22 protein-coding genes are annotated in these 17386 nt (G+C 61.8%); 15 read left to right on the top strand and 7 right to left on the bottom strand.

Translation table 11 applies throughout. The features are described from left to right. Window positions 1–19 precede the first annotated feature (19 nt). Together FJ419_RS05770 and FJ419_RS05765 are read left to right on the top strand one after the other, a co-directional pair. Window positions 20–418, top strand: a complete 399-nt coding sequence (locus FJ419_RS05770) for a DUF1801 domain-containing protein (RefSeq protein ID WP_140688331.1) — start codon at window positions 20–22, stop codon at window positions 416–418. A gap of 301 nt (window positions 419–719) precedes the next feature. Continuing rightward, window positions 720–3197, top strand: a complete 2478-nt coding sequence (locus tag FJ419_RS05765; RefSeq protein ID WP_140688326.1) for an EAL domain-containing protein — start codon at window positions 720–722, stop codon at window positions 3195–3197. Here FJ419_RS05765 and FJ419_RS05760 read toward each other — a convergent pair. Further along, on the bottom strand, window positions 3194–3754 hold the full coding sequence (locus FJ419_RS05760; RefSeq protein ID WP_140688321.1) for a GNAT family N-acetyltransferase: 561 nt from the start codon (window positions 3752–3754) through the stop codon (window positions 3194–3196). The two genes, FJ419_RS05765 and FJ419_RS05760, sit on opposite strands and share 4 nt — an antisense overlap. A 187-nt stretch (window positions 3755–3941) precedes the next feature. Here FJ419_RS05760 and FJ419_RS05755 point away from each other — a divergent pair, with 187 nt between their 5' ends. Further along, complete coding sequence (locus tag FJ419_RS05755; RefSeq protein WP_140688317.1) at window positions 3942–4397, top strand: DUF2214 family protein; 456 nt, start codon at window positions 3942–3944, stop codon at window positions 4395–4397. Between the two features lie 114 nt (window positions 4398–4511). On the opposite strand, the gene FJ419_RS05750 is transcribed toward FJ419_RS05755, so the two are convergent. Both FJ419_RS05750 and FJ419_RS31415 read right to left on the bottom strand, forming a co-directional pair. Then, window positions 4512–5480: a hypothetical protein gene (locus FJ419_RS05750; protein WP_140688312.1), complete on the bottom strand. Its 969-nt coding sequence runs from the start codon at window positions 5478–5480 to the stop codon at window positions 4512–4514. Between the two features lie 64 nt (window positions 5481–5544). After that, complete coding sequence (locus FJ419_RS31415) at window positions 5545–6204, bottom strand: hypothetical protein (RefSeq protein ID WP_181170642.1); 660 nt, start codon at window positions 6202–6204, stop codon at window positions 5545–5547. Between the two features lie 41 nt (window positions 6205–6245). Between FJ419_RS31415 and FJ419_RS31410 the strand changes: the two genes are divergently transcribed. Beyond that, window positions 6246–6542, top strand: coding sequence for a transposase (locus tag FJ419_RS31410; protein ID WP_140688308.1), 297 nt, complete (start codon window positions 6246–6248; stop codon window positions 6540–6542). A 242-nt stretch (window positions 6543–6784) separates the two neighbouring features. Continuing rightward, a complete protein-coding gene (locus FJ419_RS05735; protein ID WP_181170623.1) occupies window positions 6785–7567 on the top strand; it encodes a KilA-N domain-containing protein in 783 nt (260 codons plus the stop codon). 116 nt (window positions 7568–7683) lie between these two features. Here FJ419_RS05735 and FJ419_RS30700 read toward each other — a convergent pair whose 3' ends face one another. After that, window positions 7684–7932, bottom strand: a complete 249-nt coding sequence (locus FJ419_RS30700; RefSeq protein WP_181170622.1) for a hypothetical protein — start codon at window positions 7930–7932, stop codon at window positions 7684–7686. A 32-nt stretch (window positions 7933–7964) separates the two neighbouring features. Here FJ419_RS30700 and FJ419_RS05730 point away from each other — a divergent pair, with 32 nt between their 5' ends. Both FJ419_RS05730 and FJ419_RS05725 read left to right on the top strand, forming a co-directional pair. Further along, entirely contained in the window at window positions 7965–8672 is a 708-nt protein-coding gene (locus FJ419_RS05730) for a DUF433 domain-containing protein (protein ID WP_210241647.1), read from the top strand. Then, window positions 8650–9066 (top strand): DUF5615 family PIN-like protein, encoded by a 417-nt coding sequence (locus FJ419_RS05725; protein ID WP_140688304.1) that lies wholly within the window; start codon window positions 8650–8652, stop codon window positions 9064–9066. Before FJ419_RS05730 ends, FJ419_RS05725 begins: the two co-directional genes overlap by 23 nt. A 65-nt stretch (window positions 9067–9131) precedes the next feature. Here the strand turns inward: FJ419_RS05725 and FJ419_RS05720 are convergent, their stop codons facing one another. Both FJ419_RS05720 and nth read right to left on the bottom strand, forming a co-directional pair. Continuing rightward, on the bottom strand, window positions 9132–9521 hold the full coding sequence (locus tag FJ419_RS05720) for a hypothetical protein (protein WP_140688302.1): 390 nt from the start codon (window positions 9519–9521) through the stop codon (window positions 9132–9134). 18 nt (window positions 9522–9539) lie between these two features. After that, a complete protein-coding gene (gene nth / locus FJ419_RS05715; RefSeq protein WP_140688300.1) occupies window positions 9540–10346 on the bottom strand; it encodes an endonuclease III in 807 nt (268 codons plus the stop codon). Window positions 10347–10368: 22 nt separating this feature from the next. Between nth and FJ419_RS05710 the strand changes: the two genes are divergently transcribed. Next, entirely contained in the window at window positions 10369–10863 is a 495-nt protein-coding gene (locus tag FJ419_RS05710; protein ID WP_140688298.1) for a DUF2244 domain-containing protein, read from the top strand. A gap of 12 nt (window positions 10864–10875) precedes the next feature. On the opposite strand, the gene FJ419_RS05705 is transcribed toward FJ419_RS05710, so the two are convergent. Further along, window positions 10876–11691, bottom strand: coding sequence for a class I SAM-dependent methyltransferase (locus FJ419_RS05705; RefSeq protein WP_140688296.1), 816 nt, complete (start codon window positions 11689–11691; stop codon window positions 10876–10878). Window positions 11692–11806: 115 nt separating this feature from the next. Here FJ419_RS05705 and FJ419_RS05700 point away from each other — a divergent pair, with 115 nt between their 5' ends. From FJ419_RS05700 to FJ419_RS05670, 7 genes are all read left to right on the top strand, one after another. Then, a complete protein-coding gene (locus tag FJ419_RS05700; protein ID WP_181170621.1) occupies window positions 11807–12712 on the top strand; it encodes a methylated-DNA--[protein]-cysteine S-methyltransferase in 906 nt (301 codons plus the stop codon). A gap of 237 nt (window positions 12713–12949) precedes the next feature. After that, complete coding sequence (locus FJ419_RS05695) at window positions 12950–13423, top strand: hypothetical protein (protein ID WP_140546268.1); 474 nt, start codon at window positions 12950–12952, stop codon at window positions 13421–13423. Window positions 13424–13446: 23 nt separating this feature from the next. Then, entirely contained in the window at window positions 13447–13839 is a 393-nt protein-coding gene (locus FJ419_RS05690; RefSeq protein WP_140688293.1) for a hypothetical protein, read from the top strand. Beyond that, a complete protein-coding gene (locus tag FJ419_RS05685; RefSeq protein WP_140688291.1) occupies window positions 13806–14357 on the top strand; it encodes a hypothetical protein in 552 nt (183 codons plus the stop codon). Before FJ419_RS05690 ends, FJ419_RS05685 begins: the two co-directional genes overlap by 34 nt. Then, window positions 14332–14814 (top strand): hypothetical protein, encoded by a 483-nt coding sequence (locus FJ419_RS05680; RefSeq protein WP_140688289.1) that lies wholly within the window; start codon window positions 14332–14334, stop codon window positions 14812–14814. Before FJ419_RS05685 ends, FJ419_RS05680 begins: the two co-directional genes overlap by 26 nt. Window positions 14815–15010: 196 nt before the next feature. Next, window positions 15011–15916, top strand: a complete 906-nt coding sequence (locus FJ419_RS05675) for a ribokinase (RefSeq protein ID WP_140688287.1) — start codon at window positions 15011–15013, stop codon at window positions 15914–15916. Between the two features lie 5 nt (window positions 15917–15921). Continuing rightward, the gene (locus FJ419_RS05670; RefSeq protein ID WP_140688285.1) at window positions 15922–17373 is read left to right on the top strand and encodes an amidase; all 1452 of its coding nucleotides are present in this window, start codon (window positions 15922–15924) and stop codon (window positions 17371–17373) included. The last annotated feature ends 13 nt before the right edge of the window (window positions 17374–17386 follow it).

Below are 17386 nucleotides of genomic sequence, written 5' to 3'. Positions count from 1 at the left end.
GCATCGAGGAGAACCGGACATGCAACAAGGCGACATGCAGGACGGCAAGTCTGCGTCCGAACTGATCGACGGACGGATCAAGGAGCTGGGCGACTGGCGGGGCGAGACGCTTGCCCGGCTCCGCGCTCTTATCAGGGAGGCAGCGCCCGAAGTCGTCGAGACATGGAAATGGCGCGGCGTGCCGGTCTGGGAGGATGCCGGCATGATCTGCACCGGCGAGACTTACAAGGCTGTCGTCAAGCTGACCTTCGCCAAAGGCGCGGCGCTGCCAGATCCCAAGAAGCTCTTCAACTCCAGCCTGGAAGGCAACACCCGGCGCGCCATCGATTTCAAGGAAGGCGACAAGATCGACGCGGACGCCCTGAAGTCGCTCGTCCGCGAGGCCGTGGCCCTCAACAAATCCAAGACCAGGCGCTGAGACGCGACTGTCGCGCGGCGCTATCGGATTGATGTTGCCGGCTTTTTCTTCCGCGTCCTCGCACTGTGGATCGACACTATGCACGAAATATCGGCATCAAGCGCGTAGGCGTCCTTCTTTTGCTGAGCAATAACTCATGAAACAAATACTGGGCAAATTTATCGACTGTTAATCCAGGCACGTTATTTGGATTGATGTCGCCAGTAACCGGACGGCATGTGGGGAAGAACATCGTCTCAACCGGCGGATGAGCCAGTCGGACAGACACCGAGGGGGCCTGCGCACGCGCCATGGGAATGGGATGAAGCTCTCATCGACCGATGCTGCCCCGCGCCTCATCGGGCTGGTCTGGCCCTTCGTCGCGGTCGTCCTGATCCAGGCGCTGGTCGCGACCCTCAGCCTCCACACGTTGTCAGCCGTCCGCGCCTATGTCGGCGGCGAAAGCCAATGGTCGAAGGGGCAGAAGCACGCCATCTATTTCCTCAGCCTTTATGCCGACACCGGCCGAGAAGAGTATTTCAGCGAATATCGTCAGGCCGTCGCCGTGCCTCTGGCCGATCGAACCGCGCGGCTTGCGCTCGAACAGGCTGAGCCCGACACGAATGCGGCCAGGCTTGGCTTTCTCGGCGGCAACAACCATCCCGACGATGTCGCCGGCCTGATCTGGCTGTTCCGGAATTTCCGCGGCGTCAGCTATCTCGACACGGCGATCCGGCACTGGACGGCTGCCGACGAGATGATCCTCGCCATCGAAAGACTTGGCGACGACATACATCGCAGGCTCGAAAAAGGGCCGCCATCGTCAGCCGAGATCGCTCTCTGGAAAGTGCAAATCCACCAGATCGACCACCAGATCGGGCCGCTCGCCAAGGCCTTCTCCGACAGTCTCGGCGAGGGGTCGCGCTTCATCAAGACGGCGCTGACGGCGGCCAATCTCGCGACAGCCGCGCTGCTTATCCTGCTCGCCGTCTGGCGCACGCGAAAGCTGATGAAACAGCGTCAGGCATTTCAGACGGCCCTCAGCGCCGAGCGCGAGCGGGCTCAGATCACATTGGCCTCGATCGGCCAGGCCGTCATCAGCACCGATGCCGAGGGGCGGCTGGACTACATGAATGCTGGAGCGGAAAGGCTGCTTGCCTGCTCTTTAGCCGCCGCCAAAGGCAGGTCGGTCGCCTCGTTGTTCCGGCTCGTGGACAAGGACAGTGGCGTCGAGGAGACCGATCTGATCCCGCGCCTGCTGGCGGGCGAGCCGCGCCGCTCCAATGTTCGCCCGCAGCTTCTGGAGCGCCCCCACGGTTCGGTCGTGCCGGTGGCGCTGAACGGCGCTCCGCTGATCGTTTCCGGCTCGATCCTGGGTTGCGTCCTGGCCCTGCACGACATGACGCGCGAGCAGGACTATATCGAGCGCCTGTCGTGGCAGGCATCGCATGATGCGCTGACCGGTCTCGTCAACCGCCGCGACTTCGAGAAGCGTCTGGCGAGCGCGATCTCCGAAGCGCCGGAAAGGTCGCGCCGGCACGCGCTGATGTATCTCGACCTCGATCAGTTCAAGCTGGTCAACGATACCTGCGGCCACGCCGCCGGCGACCAGTTGTTGCGCCAAATCTCGGCGCTGCTCGCCAACGAGCTGCCGCCCGGCGACATCCTGGCGAGACTGGGCGGCGACGAGTTCGGCGTGCTGCTCTTCGATTGCGATGCCGACTGCGCCGCCGCCACCGCCGAACGGTTGCGCGCCACGGTCCAGGATCTGCACTTTTCCTGGGAAGGGCGTCCCTTCAACATCAGCGTCAGCATCGGCATGGTCGAAGTAGCCAATGTCGGCATGACGCTGGAGGAAGTGCTGCGCGCCGCCGACGTCGCCTGCTACATGGCCAAGGAAAAGGGCCGCAACCGCGTCCAGCTCCACAGCGACGGCGACAGGGCGCTGCGCGAGCGCTTCGGCGAGATGGCCTGGGTGCAGCGCCTGCATGCCGCGCTGGATGAGAACCGCTTCCGGCTGCATGCGCAGGAGATCGCGCCGTTGCGCGATGATATTGCCGAGGCAGGCGCGCATGTCGAAATCCTGCTCAGGCTGACCGACGAGGACGGCAGCTTCGTCACCCCGCAGAGCTTCATCCCGGCGGCGGAGCGCTACGGACTGATGCCGGCGATCGATCGCTGGGTGGTACGCAACGCCTTCGCCATATTGGCGTCGCGACGCACCGATCCGCGCGCGACGCCGATATCCACCTGCGCGATCAATCTCTCCGGCGCCACTTTCGGCGACGAGACATTTCTCGGCTTCATGCGCGAGCAGTTCGCTGCGCACGCCATTGCGCCCGAGACGATCTGCCTGGAGATCACCGAGACCAGCGCCATCGCCAATCTGACCGACGCCATGCGCTTCATTGCCGACCTGCGCGGATTGGGCTGCCGCTTCGCGCTCGACGATTTCGGCTCCGGCATGTCGTCCTTCGCCTATCTGAAGCATCTGCCGGTCGACTACCTCAAGATCGACGGCGGCTTCGTCAAGGACATGCTCGACGACCGCATCGACCGCGCGATGGTCGAGATGATCCATCACATCGGCAAGGTGACGGGAAAACGCACCATCGCCGAATTCGTCGAAAGCGATGGCATCGTCGAAGCCTTGAAGGCGATCGGCGTCGATTACGCGCAGGGCTATGCCATAGCGAGGCCCCAGCCATTCGACGCGACGACGGTGCTGGGCAGCCGTCCAGGTGCAAAGGCGGACGCGTGGAACGGAGTGGCAGGGGCGTTGCGCCGCAAGGCGGGTTAAGCGCCTCCTTTTCCGGATCCGGCCTGCCGTTCCAACAGGATCGTCGGCTTCTCGTGATAGGTGGTCCGCAAAATCTCTCTATAGCCGTTCCTTTCAGCCACCTTCTGCGAGGCGCGGTTTTCAGGATCGATGATGCAGACGGTTCTTGCCTGTCCGAACGTCTCGTCACTCCAGGCGACGATCCGCCCCACGACTTCGCTCGCAAGCCGTTGGCCATGCGCCTCGGAGGCCAGCGCCCAGCCGGCCTCCGGCACGCCTTCGAGAGACGGCACGATCTCGCGCTTGAGGTCGTGGAAGCCGGCCTCGCCGATGAAGCGCCCCGTCGCCTTGTCCTCGATCGCCCAGAATCCATAGCCGATCAGCGACCATAGGCCGGCATGGCGCAGGAAGCGCATCCAGCTCTCCTCGCGCGTGCGCGGCTTGCCGCCGATGAAACGGGTGACGGCGGGCTCCGCCCACATGGCGGCATAGGTTTCAAAATCGTCCAGCCTGTGCGGCCGCAAAACGGTGCGCGCCGTTTCGAGAAGCGGCACGCCGGCTTCGGTTCTGATGCTCATGGCATTGCCCTCCATTGACGCGACAGCGCTTAGCAAAACAGCACGCTCGATCAAGAGCCAGGCCAATGCGTTGGCTCTTCCAGCCATAACGGCCATGGCACGGCTGCATCGCTATGGGCTTTTCGCCCGGCGATGCTAGTTTGCGCGCGAAGCCGACCAGAAACGCAAGTCGACCGAACGAAGAACCATGGACACCATAGACCTGTTGCTGGCGATCGCGCATCACCTTCTGGTGTTCTCGCTGGCCGGCATCATCGGCGCCGAGTTCGTGCTGGTGCGCGGCGATTTGGCAGCGGCGACGCTGAAGCGCCTTGCCGGCATCGACCGCCACTACGGCATCATCGCCGCGCTGATCGTCATCGTCGGCATCTGCCGGGTGTTCTTCGGTCTGAAGGGCTGGGAATTCTACGTCTATAATTGGGTGTTCTGGGCAAAGATGGCGGCCTTCGTCATCGTCGGCCTGCTGTCGATTGTGCCGACCATACGCTTCCTCTCCTGGAACAGGCAGGCGAGCGGCAGTCCGTCTTTCGCGGTGCCGGCGGCGGAACTGGCATCGGTGAAGAACTATGTCCGCGCCGAGGGCTTTATCTTCCTGCTCATTCCGGTTTTCGCCGCGGCCATGGCGCGCGGTTACGGTTATTAGAGCAGAAATCCGATATTATGGCGCAAACGCCTCGGGTCGGCGACAGACCTAACCCACATGTCAGCGGGTGCTGACATGACAGGGCTTCTGGTAACGTTTCTCTTGGCGATAGGCTCAGGTGGCGTCTTCAGTCACCATGTCCAAGAATCTGATTTCGCGATCAGTGAAAGTGGCCGGTTTGCCGTCGAAAGGCTCATGGCCAATTCTGAAGATTTCTCGGATGCCGGACGTATAGCGGGCGCGGCCACCCGTTGGGAGACTGTAATAAACACAGTACGCCACTACCGGCCGAAGACGATTTTCTTCGTCCTCAGCCATCCCGGCCGAGATATCATCCCTGCTTACGGTGAGAGACCACTTTTTCGGGCGGGGGACGGCGGGAAACAATGTTTGACCAAACATGTTCGCAACCATGTATCTGGAGTTGTCTTCCATTTTGGCTCTCCACTCGACTGCCCTCCTAGTGGAAACAAAAAATTCGACGTAAGCTTCGGTCCTGATAGCCGGCGACCGGCCATGATTGGTGATCGTCACATCCAATTTGATGCTGCAATCATCGGCGGTAAAAACCAGTGGGCGGAGAATCTGAAGTTCTACCCCGACCCAAGGCCGGTCATTCAGCACCATAGTCCGTTCGGCAACTTCGGCGGATCTGTTAGCAGCCTTGGCAGCGTCCTCTGCGACTTTGATAGAAGCCTGCATATCGGCGGATTGCAGAGCGGCGTTGTCCTGAATCAGCTTCATTTGCTTTTCGCCGGCCAGCCAGAGCTTGTTGGTGGAGCGCCAGAGCAAGCCGGTGAACACGCACAGGACAAAGGTGAAGAACGCGACAGACCAGTCGGGCGCATGTTCAATGAGGCTTTCGCGCCACTCTTTGCCGGCGCTGCTCTGCTCGTCATCGGCGCGCTTTTCTTCGCCGACAGGCTTGCTTGGTGTGGTCGCGAGAAATTGGGATTCGCTGTCCTGCTTGGTGGGTTGCTGGTTTTCGGGAGCACTTGGTTGTGGAGGCCGGCTTTGCTGATTTGATTGCGCCTCTTGTGAGAGGCTGAACCCCACCAAGGCGATAACAAAGCCGATGGCCAACGGCCATGCTTTCCAGTTTCGCAGCATCCCCTACCGCCCTGAAAGCCCTAGATGTCCGCTAGACTTACGCCCTCTTTCCCCGTGGCGGCAAGCGCCGCCAAATAGAAATGCGCGGACATAGAACGGCCAGCCGGTTTGCCCATCTTGCGGTGGCGTCGATGCCTATGATTGCCGCCCTCCGAATGGTGCCAGCCGCTTCCGGCGCCGCGCCTGCCAGAAGGATTTCAGCATCACGTCCGGCACGCTGTTCGCGTCGCACAAGCTGCCCCTGCGCAGCTATCTGGCGGCCATCGCGATCTTCTGCAATGAGGTCAAGGGCAAGAGCATGCTCGCCATGTCCCGCGACCTGGGGCTGTCCTACAAGGCCGCTTTCGTTCTCTGCCACAAGATGCGTGAAGCCATGGCAGAGGAAATGAAGGGCCGCACCATCGGCGGTGAAGGCAAGGTGGCCGAGATCGACGGCGGGCACTTCGGCGGCTATGTGAAGCCGGCGAACCGCAAGGAAAATCGCCTCGACCGTCGCCTTTGGGAAAACCAGAACGGCAGGCGCAAGGCTGTCGTCATCATCCGCGGGCGCAACGGCAATTCGCTGCCGGCAGTGTTCGGCACGGAAGGCGCTGCGCTTAACTGGATCAAGTCGCGCATTGCCGAAGGCACGGTCGTCGACGTCGACGAAGCTGCGGCTTGGAATGGCCTGCATTCGCGCTTCGAAAATGAAGCGCATCAACCACCAAGAGGCTTACAGCGCCGACGGTGCCTGCACCAATGGCAGAGGAATATTTCAACCGCCTGCACCGTGCCGAGATCGGCCACCATCATCATATCGCCGGTGCCTATCTACTCTGGTATGCGCAGGAAGCCGCATGGCGCGAAGACAACCGCCGCAATGCCAATGGCGAAGGTCCAGCGCGTCGCCGGCAACGCCTTGAAGCGGAAACCGTCTGTCGATTTCACTGGCTACTGGCGGCGTCGCAAAGTGGCATAACCAAGCACAATTTGTGCGGCGCAATATTATTTGCGTGCAAAACGAGTTTTGAAGTCGATTATTTCTCTAGACTTTAGAAAAGCGCGAAATAGTTCCGTCAGGAACTTGTCAGTAGATAGGCAGATACCTACTTACTGACAGTTTTACCGAAATTGTCGGGAAAAACAGAGCGGCCCGGTCGGTGTGCAACCACCGCCGGGCCATTGAACACCACCTTGCGGTGGAGAAGTGATCACTTGACGGCTAAATGGGGTTCCTCCCTCCCATTGTCAAGCCATTTCTCCGCCGCATAACGACGTCAAGAAAGGTTTATGTCGTAATGCCGGAAATGAAAGTTATCCTCTTTAAGAAGACCCGTATTCGAGTCGATGAGAACGGTCTTGTTTGCCTCAACGACATCCATGTCGCGGCTGGATATTCCAAAAACCAGACGCCATCGGATTGGTTGGCCTTGCCGGGCGCTAAGGGCGCTATCACGGCACTGTTGGTCAAAAACACCGGAAAATCCGGGGTTTTGTCGAGGGATGAAATCCGGTCTGTCTATTACACGAAGGCTGGAAAAGGCGGCGGCACATGGGCGCACGAAAACCTCGCGCTTGCGTATGCTGAATACTTGTCCCCGAAGCTCGGCGTCGAAATCCGCGATGTCTTCCTTCGCTATCAGCGCGGCGACGAAACACTCATCCCGGAGATCATCTCGCGGAAGCCTGCCGCCGATGACCGTGATCTGCACCGTCAAATCGGAAGGGCCGTTAGGAAGAAGTACACGCAGGCCCTTGACGAGCATGGCGTGAAGGAACCCGTGGAGTACGCCATCTGCACCAATGAGACGTACAAGGAACTGCACGGCGGGACGGCCAAGCAGATCCGCGTAAGGCGCGGGCTGCCGCCAAAGGCTAATATTCGGGACCATATGACGTTGCCCGAACTGGCCTATACCATGGCTGCAGAAGCATTGGCTTCCGAGCGCATTGAGCAGCAACAGTCGGCTGGTTTCGTTGAATGTCGCGACGCCACCAAGCAATCGGCGTCATCGATCAAGAGCGCTATAGAAGGCGACCGCAAGACTCGCCAGAAGGCGATTGACGGTTCGAACGAATAGCCGAACTGAAACTGTCGCCGGCCTGTTTCATCGCGGGCCGGCGACGTCGGTTTAATCGTCAGTTTCGGCGCGCGCTATGATCCCTTCAAGCGTGGCGATCATCCTGAGATTGTCAGCTATGATTTCAGCACCCAGGCTAACCGCGTTCCGTTCGGCAATGTTGAGCCGATCTCGCCGGGACTTTCCTGCTCTTGTCGAATCTCTTCGCGCAACGGCACGATTTCAGCCTTGTGGTTCGCAATTAGATTCTGCCGCCAATCCATGAAAACTCTCGGCAACCCGGAGCGTAGAAAACGCCATGGGTAGGCGTCAAATGCATATTTTCCTTGAAGCCGGAACTTTCTGGTGATAAAACTATTCCCCATTCAGGGAATGGTTTCCTTGAAGGAGCTGAATGATGAACCATGTCTGCATGAACGAGGAGAGGAATCCTAGCGCAAGTGCTGCGCGCGCTCTGCTGTCGCTCAAAGAGGTAGTGACTCTTGCCGACGTATCCGAAAAGCGCGTGCGAAAAGATATCGAAAGGGGGGTAATTGTAGAGCCAAGAATTATGCGTCTGACGGATGCTCGGATAGCATTTCCGTGGAGTTATGTTGTTTCCTTCGCGGCCGTCTACGGGAACGCCCATCTGGATGTTGAAATGAGAAGGGTGGCGCTATCCAAGCTTGACCGTCTGATAGATGGTTCTTGGTTCAAGGCCGATCCAGACGCATGTGTAAAGTTCACTAGGAGGGCGGCAGCATCCTGTGACTATATGCATGTCGATATCGATAGATATGTCACGCTGGACATGGGCCGGGTGTTGCATCAAGTCGCGCCGCGTCTTCACCTCTATTACTGCGGGTTTGAACGCATAGAAGAGAGAGAGGACACTCTCGGAGGCGAAGCCGTATTCAAAGACTCTCGATTGGCCGTGAACCACATCGGAAAGATGGTGGAAAGCGGTGAACCGGTGAAGAATATTCTGGAGGACTACCCGTATTTAAATGAAGATGATGTGCGGTTCGCACATCTTTATTATCGCGCCCATCCGACGACAGGTCGGCCCCGCGCGAGCGATAGCGACGACGAGGCTGACAAGCATGCTGAAATTGATGTTGGATGAAAACATCTCGCCCGCTTTGAACAAGCCCCTTTGGGAGATGCAGGTCGATACGACCAGCACTCGCGATAGGAACATGCTCAAGGCGGGCGACCATGAAGTGTGGAAGGTCGCTCAAGATGAGGACCGATCTGTTGTGACCATCAATTATGGTGATTTCGAAAGGCTCGCTCGCCTGACGCCGCGCCATGCTGGGCTTGTCATCATACCGAGCGGGCGGGGCCGGGACGGGCAGTTAAAACTCATTCAGAGCGTGGTCGAATCCGTCCGTGCCGAAAATGCTGTTTTGCCCTCTTTCAGGGGGCGCGTTTTCAAGATTTCCGAAGACGGCACGATTTCCGTTGAGCAGACGCCTGATCCTCAAGCGGCAAGGGTCGCCCTCCGCGTCGTGAGTTAGCGCTGTAAAGTCCAGCGCCGTGGCCCGCCTCCGTGCAGCGTCGTTGTTGTTCAAGAGAGACGAACTTACTGCGCCATACAGGCGGTGGAGGTCGTCCCGCTCAGGCCCTTCAACGCCCTTGGAACCAGCGCGATCTCTTCGGCGCTCATAGGCGCTGTAGCCGTCCTGAGAACGTCCAGCGCGCCCCGAATGACATGCCCGGGCTTGAACAGCGGGTTCGGGTTGTTGCGGCGCTTGATCGATATCGCCTGTGCGTTGAAACCTGGCTCTAGTAGGTGCAGCACCGCCTCGACATGCTTCATGTCTTCGATGAGCTTTTCACGCTGCGCCTGATTGGCCTGTAGCTTCCAGCCGATCTCGGCATGAAGTTTAATGAGTGCGTAAAGTGCGGGTTGTGTTCCATGGCTCGGAAGATAGGCTAAGGCCGGATTCACTTCCCGTGGCGTTTGCGCCATAATACCGGAAAAGTCTCTCTAAGCCCCGACCGGATACGTCTCATCCAGCGGCGCGATCGGTACCAGCGGGGCCGGCACGTCGGTGGTCTTTTCCTTCGACTTGCATATATCGGCGATGACGCAGATCGGGCAATCGGGCTTGCGCGCCTTGCAGACATAGCGGCCATGCAGGATCAGCCAATGATGCGCATGGCGCATATAGTCGGTGGGGATGACCCTGAGCAGCCCCTGTTCGACCTGTTCCGGCGTCTTGCCGGGCGCCAGCCCGATGCGGTTGCCGATGCGGAAGATATGGGTGTCGACCGCCATCGTATGCTGGCCGAAGGCGACGTTGAGCACGACATTGGCGGTCTTGCGCCCGACGCCCGGCAGCTTCACCAGTTCGTCGCGATCCTGCGGCACCTGGCCTGCATAATCGTCGATCAGCGCCTTCGACAGCGCGATCACGTTCTTGGCCTTGTTGCGCCACAGACCGATGGTGCGGATATAGTCGCCGACCTTGGCCTCGCCCAACGCCAGCATCTTGGCCGGCGTGTCGGCCGCGGCGAACAGCGCCTTCGTCGCCTTGTTGACGCCGGCGTCCGTCGCTTGCGCCGACAGCACCACCGCGACCAGCAGAGTGAAGGCGTTGACATAGTCGAGCTCGCCTTTCGGCTCAGGCCGCTGCACGGAAAAGCGCCGGAATATCTCATGCACCTCGGCGGGACTGTAGAGCGACCGCGTGGCGGCTTTTCGCGGCCGTCGACCAGGCGCCCGGCCGCCGCCCGGGATAGCGGGCTGAGGTTTTTTGACAGCTGCGGATTTTTTCGACTTGGGAGGCGCCATTTCCCTCCTATAATATTCCCTCATGAGCGACACAAACGCCTCGTTCCAGGCCGACGAGCCATTTTTCCAGGCCTTGCTGACGCCGCACCGCTCGCTCGGCCGCACCGGCTTCCTGATCCTGATGGGAGCGCTTCTGTTCGGCTGGGCGGTCACCGGCGCTTTCTTCCTGGCGCATGGCGCATGGCCGGTGTTCGGCTTCTTCGGCCTCGACGTGGTCGCCGTCTACATCGCTTTCCGCGCCAATTACCGGGCTGCGCGCGCCCGCGAGGAAATCTCGGTCTCGCGCACCAGTCTCGACATTCGCAAGACAGCGCCTTCCGGCCGCTCGGAAAACCATCGCTTCAACCCGTTCTGGACGCGGTTCTCGATCGCCCGCCACAGCGAGATCGGCATCACCAAGATGGCCGTCGAGGCGCAAGGCAAGAGTGTCGCGATTGGCGGCTTTCTCAATCCCGACGACCGCGAAAGTTTTGCTAGCGCCTTTTCGCGCGCGCTGGCGACCGCCAAGACGCGCTGATACGTAAGCGTTTCAGAACCGGTAGCGCAGCAGCCTGCCGACCTTGCGCATCGCGGGGATAAGCCTCCAGAGGCCAACGAACAGACGCGCGGACCAGCCCAGGCGCGCCCCTTGCTCCGGCTTGTAGGACGGAACCTCGCCGATGAAGCGAAGTTTCGGGATGGCTCGCTCCAGTTCGCGCGGATCCTCAATGGCCCAATGGACTTCGGCGCCCGTTGCCTTCAAGGCAGGGCTGAGACGCATCAGCTTCAATCCAAAACGGCTGTAGGCGTCGAACATCAACTCGCCGCCGGCCAGATGCGAGACGAGGCGCGCAAACAGCCGCGGCCCCTCGTCGGCGGCGAGATACGGCGTCAGCCCTTCGGCCACGATCATCGCCGGGCGATTGCGCGGCACCTCGGCCAGCCAGGCCGGTTCGGTAACCGGCGAAGCGATCAGATGATACCGGTCCCTGCACGGATAAAGCCTGCGCCTGAGCGCGACGACGTCAGGATAATCGACGTCGAACCAATCGACGCCTGGCAGTGGGTCGACCCGGAAGATCCGCGTATCGAGCCCGCATCCCAGATGCAGCACGATCGCATCCGGATATCGCGCAAGGAAATCGCGGACGCGGACGTCCAGTGTCTTCGCCCTGATTGCAAATCCCAGCCCGAGATTGCCGTCGACCTTGAGCCTCGAGAAATCATAGTCGATCCTGCGCACCGCCTCGTCGGCAAAGCGATCCTGGAGCAGCGAATTGGGCAGCCGGCTCTCCAGCGCCTTGCCGTAGAGCGTCATCAGCAAGGTCTCCCTTGCCCCGGTCAGATTAACCTTTTCGACGGCCATGATCGTCCTCTTCGGCCCGAAGCTGACTCTATCTGGGTGCCGGCGGCGGGAAGGCAAGTTTCGGGTGGTGGCCAAGCTCTGGAAGACCGATATTCGCGGTCAAGGAGATATTGCCATGAACGCGCAGATGACCATGAATACGCGGATGAAACCGACCGCGATCCTTGAGAACGACATCACGCCGGAAGGCAGCGACTACGACGTCGTGCGCCGCGCCATCGAGAAGATCAGCCTCGACTATCGCGACCAGCCCTCGCTCGAGGTCCTGGCCGAGGAAGTCGGCGAGACGCCGACCGGCCTGCAGAAACTGTTCACGCGCTGGGCCGGACTGTCGCCCAAGGCCTTCCTGCAGGCGGTGACGCTCGACCACGCGCGCAGGCTGCTGGATTCAGGCATGCCGCTCCTGGAGACCTCGTTCGAGCTCGGCATGTCCGGTCCCGGCCGGCTGCACGACCTCTTCGTCACCCATGAGGCGATGTCGCCCGGCGACTATAAGACCCGGGGCGCGGGTCTCACCATCCGCTACGGCTATCACATCTCGCCTTTCGGCATCGCGCTGATCATGGTCACCGACCGCGGTCTCGCCGGCCTCGCCTTCTGTGACGCGGGCGGCGAGCGGGCGGCCTTCGCCGACATGTCCGGCCGCTGGCCGAACGCGACCTATGTCGAGGACATGTCCGCTACGCAGGCTTACGCCGCGCGGGTCTTCGACCCGACGCAATGGCGCGCCGACCAGCCGCTGCGCGTGGTGATGATCGGCACCGATTTCCAGCTGCGCGTCTGGGAAGCACTGCTGCGCATCCCGATGGGCAGGGCCTGTAGCTATTCCTCGATCGCGGCAAGCATCGGCGCGCCAAGCGCGAGCCGGGCCGTGGGCGCGGCGGTGGGCGCCAACCCGATGTCGTTCGTAGTGCCCTGCCACCGGGCGTTGGGCAAGTCCGGCGCGCTCACCGGCTATCACTGGGGCCTGACGCGCAAGCGCGCCATCCTCGGTTGGGAAGCGGGACAAGTGACGTCCTGAAAACAATCGATTTTTTCGCGCCCCCTTGCGAAAAACCGCGTATCAAAATATAAAGGGGCACAAGCCAAACAAATAAACAGCCTTGTTCATGAATGCAACCGGCGACAACCTCTGGTTATTGCCGGCTTTCTTTGAAGTTGCTTTCCGCTGTTATTTCACTTAACGCTAAATTAACCACGGTAAAGAGAAGATAACCCCAAATTGAGCCGCATTATCCGGCTCGAAAGCGGGGTCTCAATGAAGTTCTTTCGCGCCGTCATGGCTGCGAGCGTGCTCGCCGCCTGCGCCGGCCAGGCAGCATCGGCGGCCACCACCGGAAATGTGCTGTTCAATGGTACGATCACCGCGACCTGCACGGTCACGATCAACTCCAACGGCACGATGACCGTCAGCAGCAATCTTCAGTCGCTGAGCTCGCATAATGCCGGCGGCTCAGCCGGCAGCGCTCAGGTCGATACCACGGGCGGCGTCTCGCTCAGCGTAGACCCGGTAACCACGACGACCGTGCCGGCCTCGGACGTTACGGCGACGACATGGACCCCCACCTTCGCCACTTCCGGCGCTCAGACGATTGCCGAAACCGGCACTGCGACGGCCCTGACGGTGCCAGGCACATCCACGGTCGCCGTCAATCTTGCCGGCACCAAGAGCGGCACGAACCGCTTCTCCGCCGGCAACTACCAAGCAACGGTGACGCTGCGCTGCGAATAGTCTTGTCGCGAAAGGAGTGATCCTTGAGAACGATTGCAATTCTGGCGGCGGGCCTGACTGCCGTGCTGTTTCCCATCGCCGCGATCGGCCAGTCGATGACGCCGATGCGGGGCGAGGTGCGATCCTTCGCGGATGCCTTCGCCGTTCGTGTCTTCCCAGGCAACCCGTATAACCAGCGCATACGTGTCGAGGTTCATGTCTATGACCAGGATTTCCAGCCGGTCGACGCCAAGATCACGCCAAGCGCCTTCCTTTTGGCCGGCCAGGCGTCGCGTCCGGTTCTGGTGGTCGTCCCGTTCGACGGCGCCAACGAGCGTAAAGTGCGTATCTGTACCGAGAGTATCCCCTTTCCAAGCGAGCAGACCCAGATAAGGGCACAGATATGCGGAAAGTTTTTCGGGCATCGCAAGTTCTGACCTTGTCCCTGCTGTCCGCCTTGGCTGTCGTAAGTCAGGGGCTTGCCGAGGACATCCTGAACCTGAATCAGAACCAGACCGGTTTCAGTCTGCCCGGCGTCAGCCTGCCTCAGGGCCAGGACGAGGTTCATGCCAGCGATGGCACGACCTGCCGCTCAGCCGTCTCCGGCAGCGGCGCCTATCTCGACCTCGGCGTCATCCGGGGCAACAACAGCAGCAACCAGGCCAATAGCGACATCGCCACATACGGCCGCGTGGTGATCCCGATCGGGCGGACGCCGAAACGCGTCGATTGCAGCCGCCTCTACGAGCTGGAAGTCGAGCGCCTGCAGCTTGAATTGAAGCTCCTGAAAATGGGCCTTGGCACCGATGGTCAGACAACGGGAAGCACGACGAGCACCGCTGCCACGGCTTCCGAGGCTCCTACGGCTCGCTCGGCCGCATCGGCAGGATGGGCCAACGAAGGCTGGAGCATCCGAGGCACAACCGGCAATGAAACGAAAAAGAAGCGGAAATAGCCGCGCGCTGCTTACGATGGCAGCGCTTGCCGGCTTCTGTCCCCCGGCACAGGCGGCGATCATCGGCACCTGCACCATCATGATCGGTGCCTCGGGAACGATGAAGTCGAACCCCTCTATCAACATATTCGGTTCCAGGCAGGCGGGCGGGTCGAGCGCCGGCGCCACCATCATCGCGAACTCGACGCTGTGTTCGATCCTGAACCTGCTAGACTGCTATACCGTCTCCGCGCCGGCTCCGATCGCCTTCACCTCGGCTCCGAGCGGCGGCGACACCGACGTCTCTTTCGCCTCCGTCTTCCGCCTCGACGGCTCGGGATTGGATAACCCGGGCAGCTCGCCGCAAAAGCTGGCCAACGGCACCCATACGATCCAGGTCGATCTGACCGCCACGAAGTCGCCGGGCATCTTCCCGGCGGGCAGTTACCAGGCGGAGGTCACTGTGCGTTGCGAATGATGCTGTGGGCCAGATCGCGCCAGCGACGACATGATCTGGCAACCGGCGCGCTTTGCGGCTAGCTTCGCGCCCAGCCGGCAATTTCAGGGGGAAAAACACTTCATGTATTTCCCCTGGAATTGCGCAAGAAAGCAGAAGTCTTGGAGCAGGTCCGCCTTTCAGTACAGGCTGACCCGCTTCACCGGGAGGCAGTTTTTTGATTATCGTTGTCGGTTCGATCAACCTCGACCTCATCGCCAATGTCGACCGCTTGCCGGAACCCGGCGAGACGGTGCGCGGCTCCGGCTTCGCCACCGCGCCCGGCGGCAAGGGCGCCAACCAGGCCCTGGCCGCGGCGCGCGCCGGCGCGCAAGTGCGCATGGTGGGCGCGGTCGGCAAGGATAGTTTTGCCGCCGAGGCGCTCGCCCTTCTCAAGGCCGGCAATGTCGATCTGTCCGGTGTCGGCGAGAGCTTCGCCTCCACCGGCACGGCGTTGATCCTGGTCGGCGCCGACGGGGAAAATGTCATCGCCGTCGTGCCGGGCGCCAATGATTCGGTTGTGCCGGGCGATGTCGCAAAGGCCTATCTCAAGAAAGGCGACGTCGTTCTCTTGCAGCACGAGATCCCGTTGCAGACGGTCGAGGCCACACTCGACGCGGCGCGCGCGGCGGGCGCCGTCAGCTTGCTCAACACCGCCCCCTTCCGTGCCGAAGCCGCCGGCCTCCTCGGCAAGGCCGATTATGCGGTCGCCAACGAAACCGAGTTCGATCTCTATGGCGAGGCGCTGGCGCTTTCGGGGCGCGACCGCCCGGCCCGCATGCGCGACTATGCCAAAAAGACAGGCCGCATCATCGTCGTCACGCTCGGTGGCGACGGGGTGCTGGCCGCCACGCCGGGCGATTTCCTTGCCGTTCCGGCGCTGAAGATCACCCCGGTCGACACGGTCGGCGCCGGCGATACGTTTTGCGGCTATTTCGGCGCCGGCCTGTCGTCTGGCCAGTCGCTTGAGGAAGCGCTTGCCCGCGCCGCCGTAGCCGGCTCGCTCGCCTGCCTGAAACCCGGCGCGCAGCCGGCGATTCCGTTGGCAAAAGATGTCGATACCGCCTTGGCGGCGGCGCGGTAGCGGCCATGCGTCCCGTCACAAGACATGCAGTGCCGCCGGCCGGCGATATCTGCCGCCTCTCCGCCGTCGAGCTCGCCGGCGAGATCAGGCAGCGCCATTTGTCGGTGCGCGAGGTGGCCGGCGCCTTCCTCGACCGCATCGAGGCGGTCAACCCGCTGGTCAACGCCATCGTCTCGCTGCGCGAGCGCGCCGATGTCCTTGCCGAGGCCGACAGGGCCGATGCCGATCTGGCGCAAGGCGGCGAGGCCGGATCGCTATTCGGCCTGCCCATCGCCATCAAGGACCTTGCCCAGACCAAGGGGCTCAGAACCACCTTCGGCTCGCCGATCTTTGCCGATTTCATTCCCGACACGGACGACTTCTTCGTCGAGCGCGTCCGCAAGGCCGGCGCCATCATCATCGGTAAGACCAATGTTCCGGAATTCGGCCTCGGCTCCAACACCTACAATCCGGTTTTCGGGCCGACGCTCAACGCCTTCGACCCGGCGCTGACCGCCGGCGGCTCGAGCGGCGGCGCGGCTGTGGCGCTGGCGCTCGACATGGTGCCGGTCGCCGACGGCAGCGACTTCGGCGGTTCGCTGCGCAATCCGGCGGCCTACAACAATGTCTACGGCTTCCGTCCCTCGCAGGGTCTTGTGCCTGCAGGCCCGGACGTCGATGTCTTCCATTCGCAGATGGGCGTCGAGGGGCCGATGGGCCGCAACATTCGCGACATCGCACTGCTGCTCGACGAACAGGCCGGCTATCACCCGCATGCGCCGCTTTCGCACGACAAGACGGGCTCGTTCCTTGAAGGTTTGCGGATCAAAGCGTCAGGCGGCCGCATCGCCTGGCTGGGCGACCTCGGCGGCCGCCTGCCGACGGAGCCCGGCGTGCTCGACCTTTGCGAGGCCGCGCTTGCCCGCTTCGCCGATGCTTCCTTCCACAGCGAGGCCTTGGTGCCGGATGTCGACTTCGAGGCATTGTGGCAGGCTTTTGTCACCTTGCGCCAGGCGAGCACCGGCTGCGGACTGAAAGCGCACTACGACGACCCGGCAAAACGCGGGCTTCTGAAGCCTGAGGCCGTCTGGGAAGTGGAGCAGGCGATGCGCCTGACCGCGCCGCAGATCCATGCCGCGACCGTCCGGCGCACCTCCTGGCTCAGGACGCTGCTTGCGCTGTTCGAGCGCTTCGACCTGATCGCGCTGCCCACCGCCCAGGTCTTCCCCTTCGACGTGACCACCCACTGGCCGCGCGAGGTCGCGGGGCGGGCCATGGACAGTTATCATCGCTGGATGCAGGTCTCTGCCTTTGCCACGCTGGGCGGCTGCCCGGCGCTCAACGTGCCGGCCGGCTTCGACGAGAAGGGCCGGCCCATGGGCATGCAGCTGATCGGCCGCCCGCGCGGCGACCTCGCCGTGCTCAGGGCCGGCGCAGCCTACGAGGCGACGCTGCCCTGGACGGCGGGGGCCGCGTGACGAGCCGTCCTGC

Origin of the sequence: Mesorhizobium sp. B2-6-2 (assembly GCF_006440615.1) — a bacterium.
Classification (GTDB): Bacteria; Pseudomonadota; Alphaproteobacteria; order Rhizobiales; family Rhizobiaceae; genus Mesorhizobium.
This window is presented reverse-complemented; position numbering and strand designations above follow the sequence as displayed.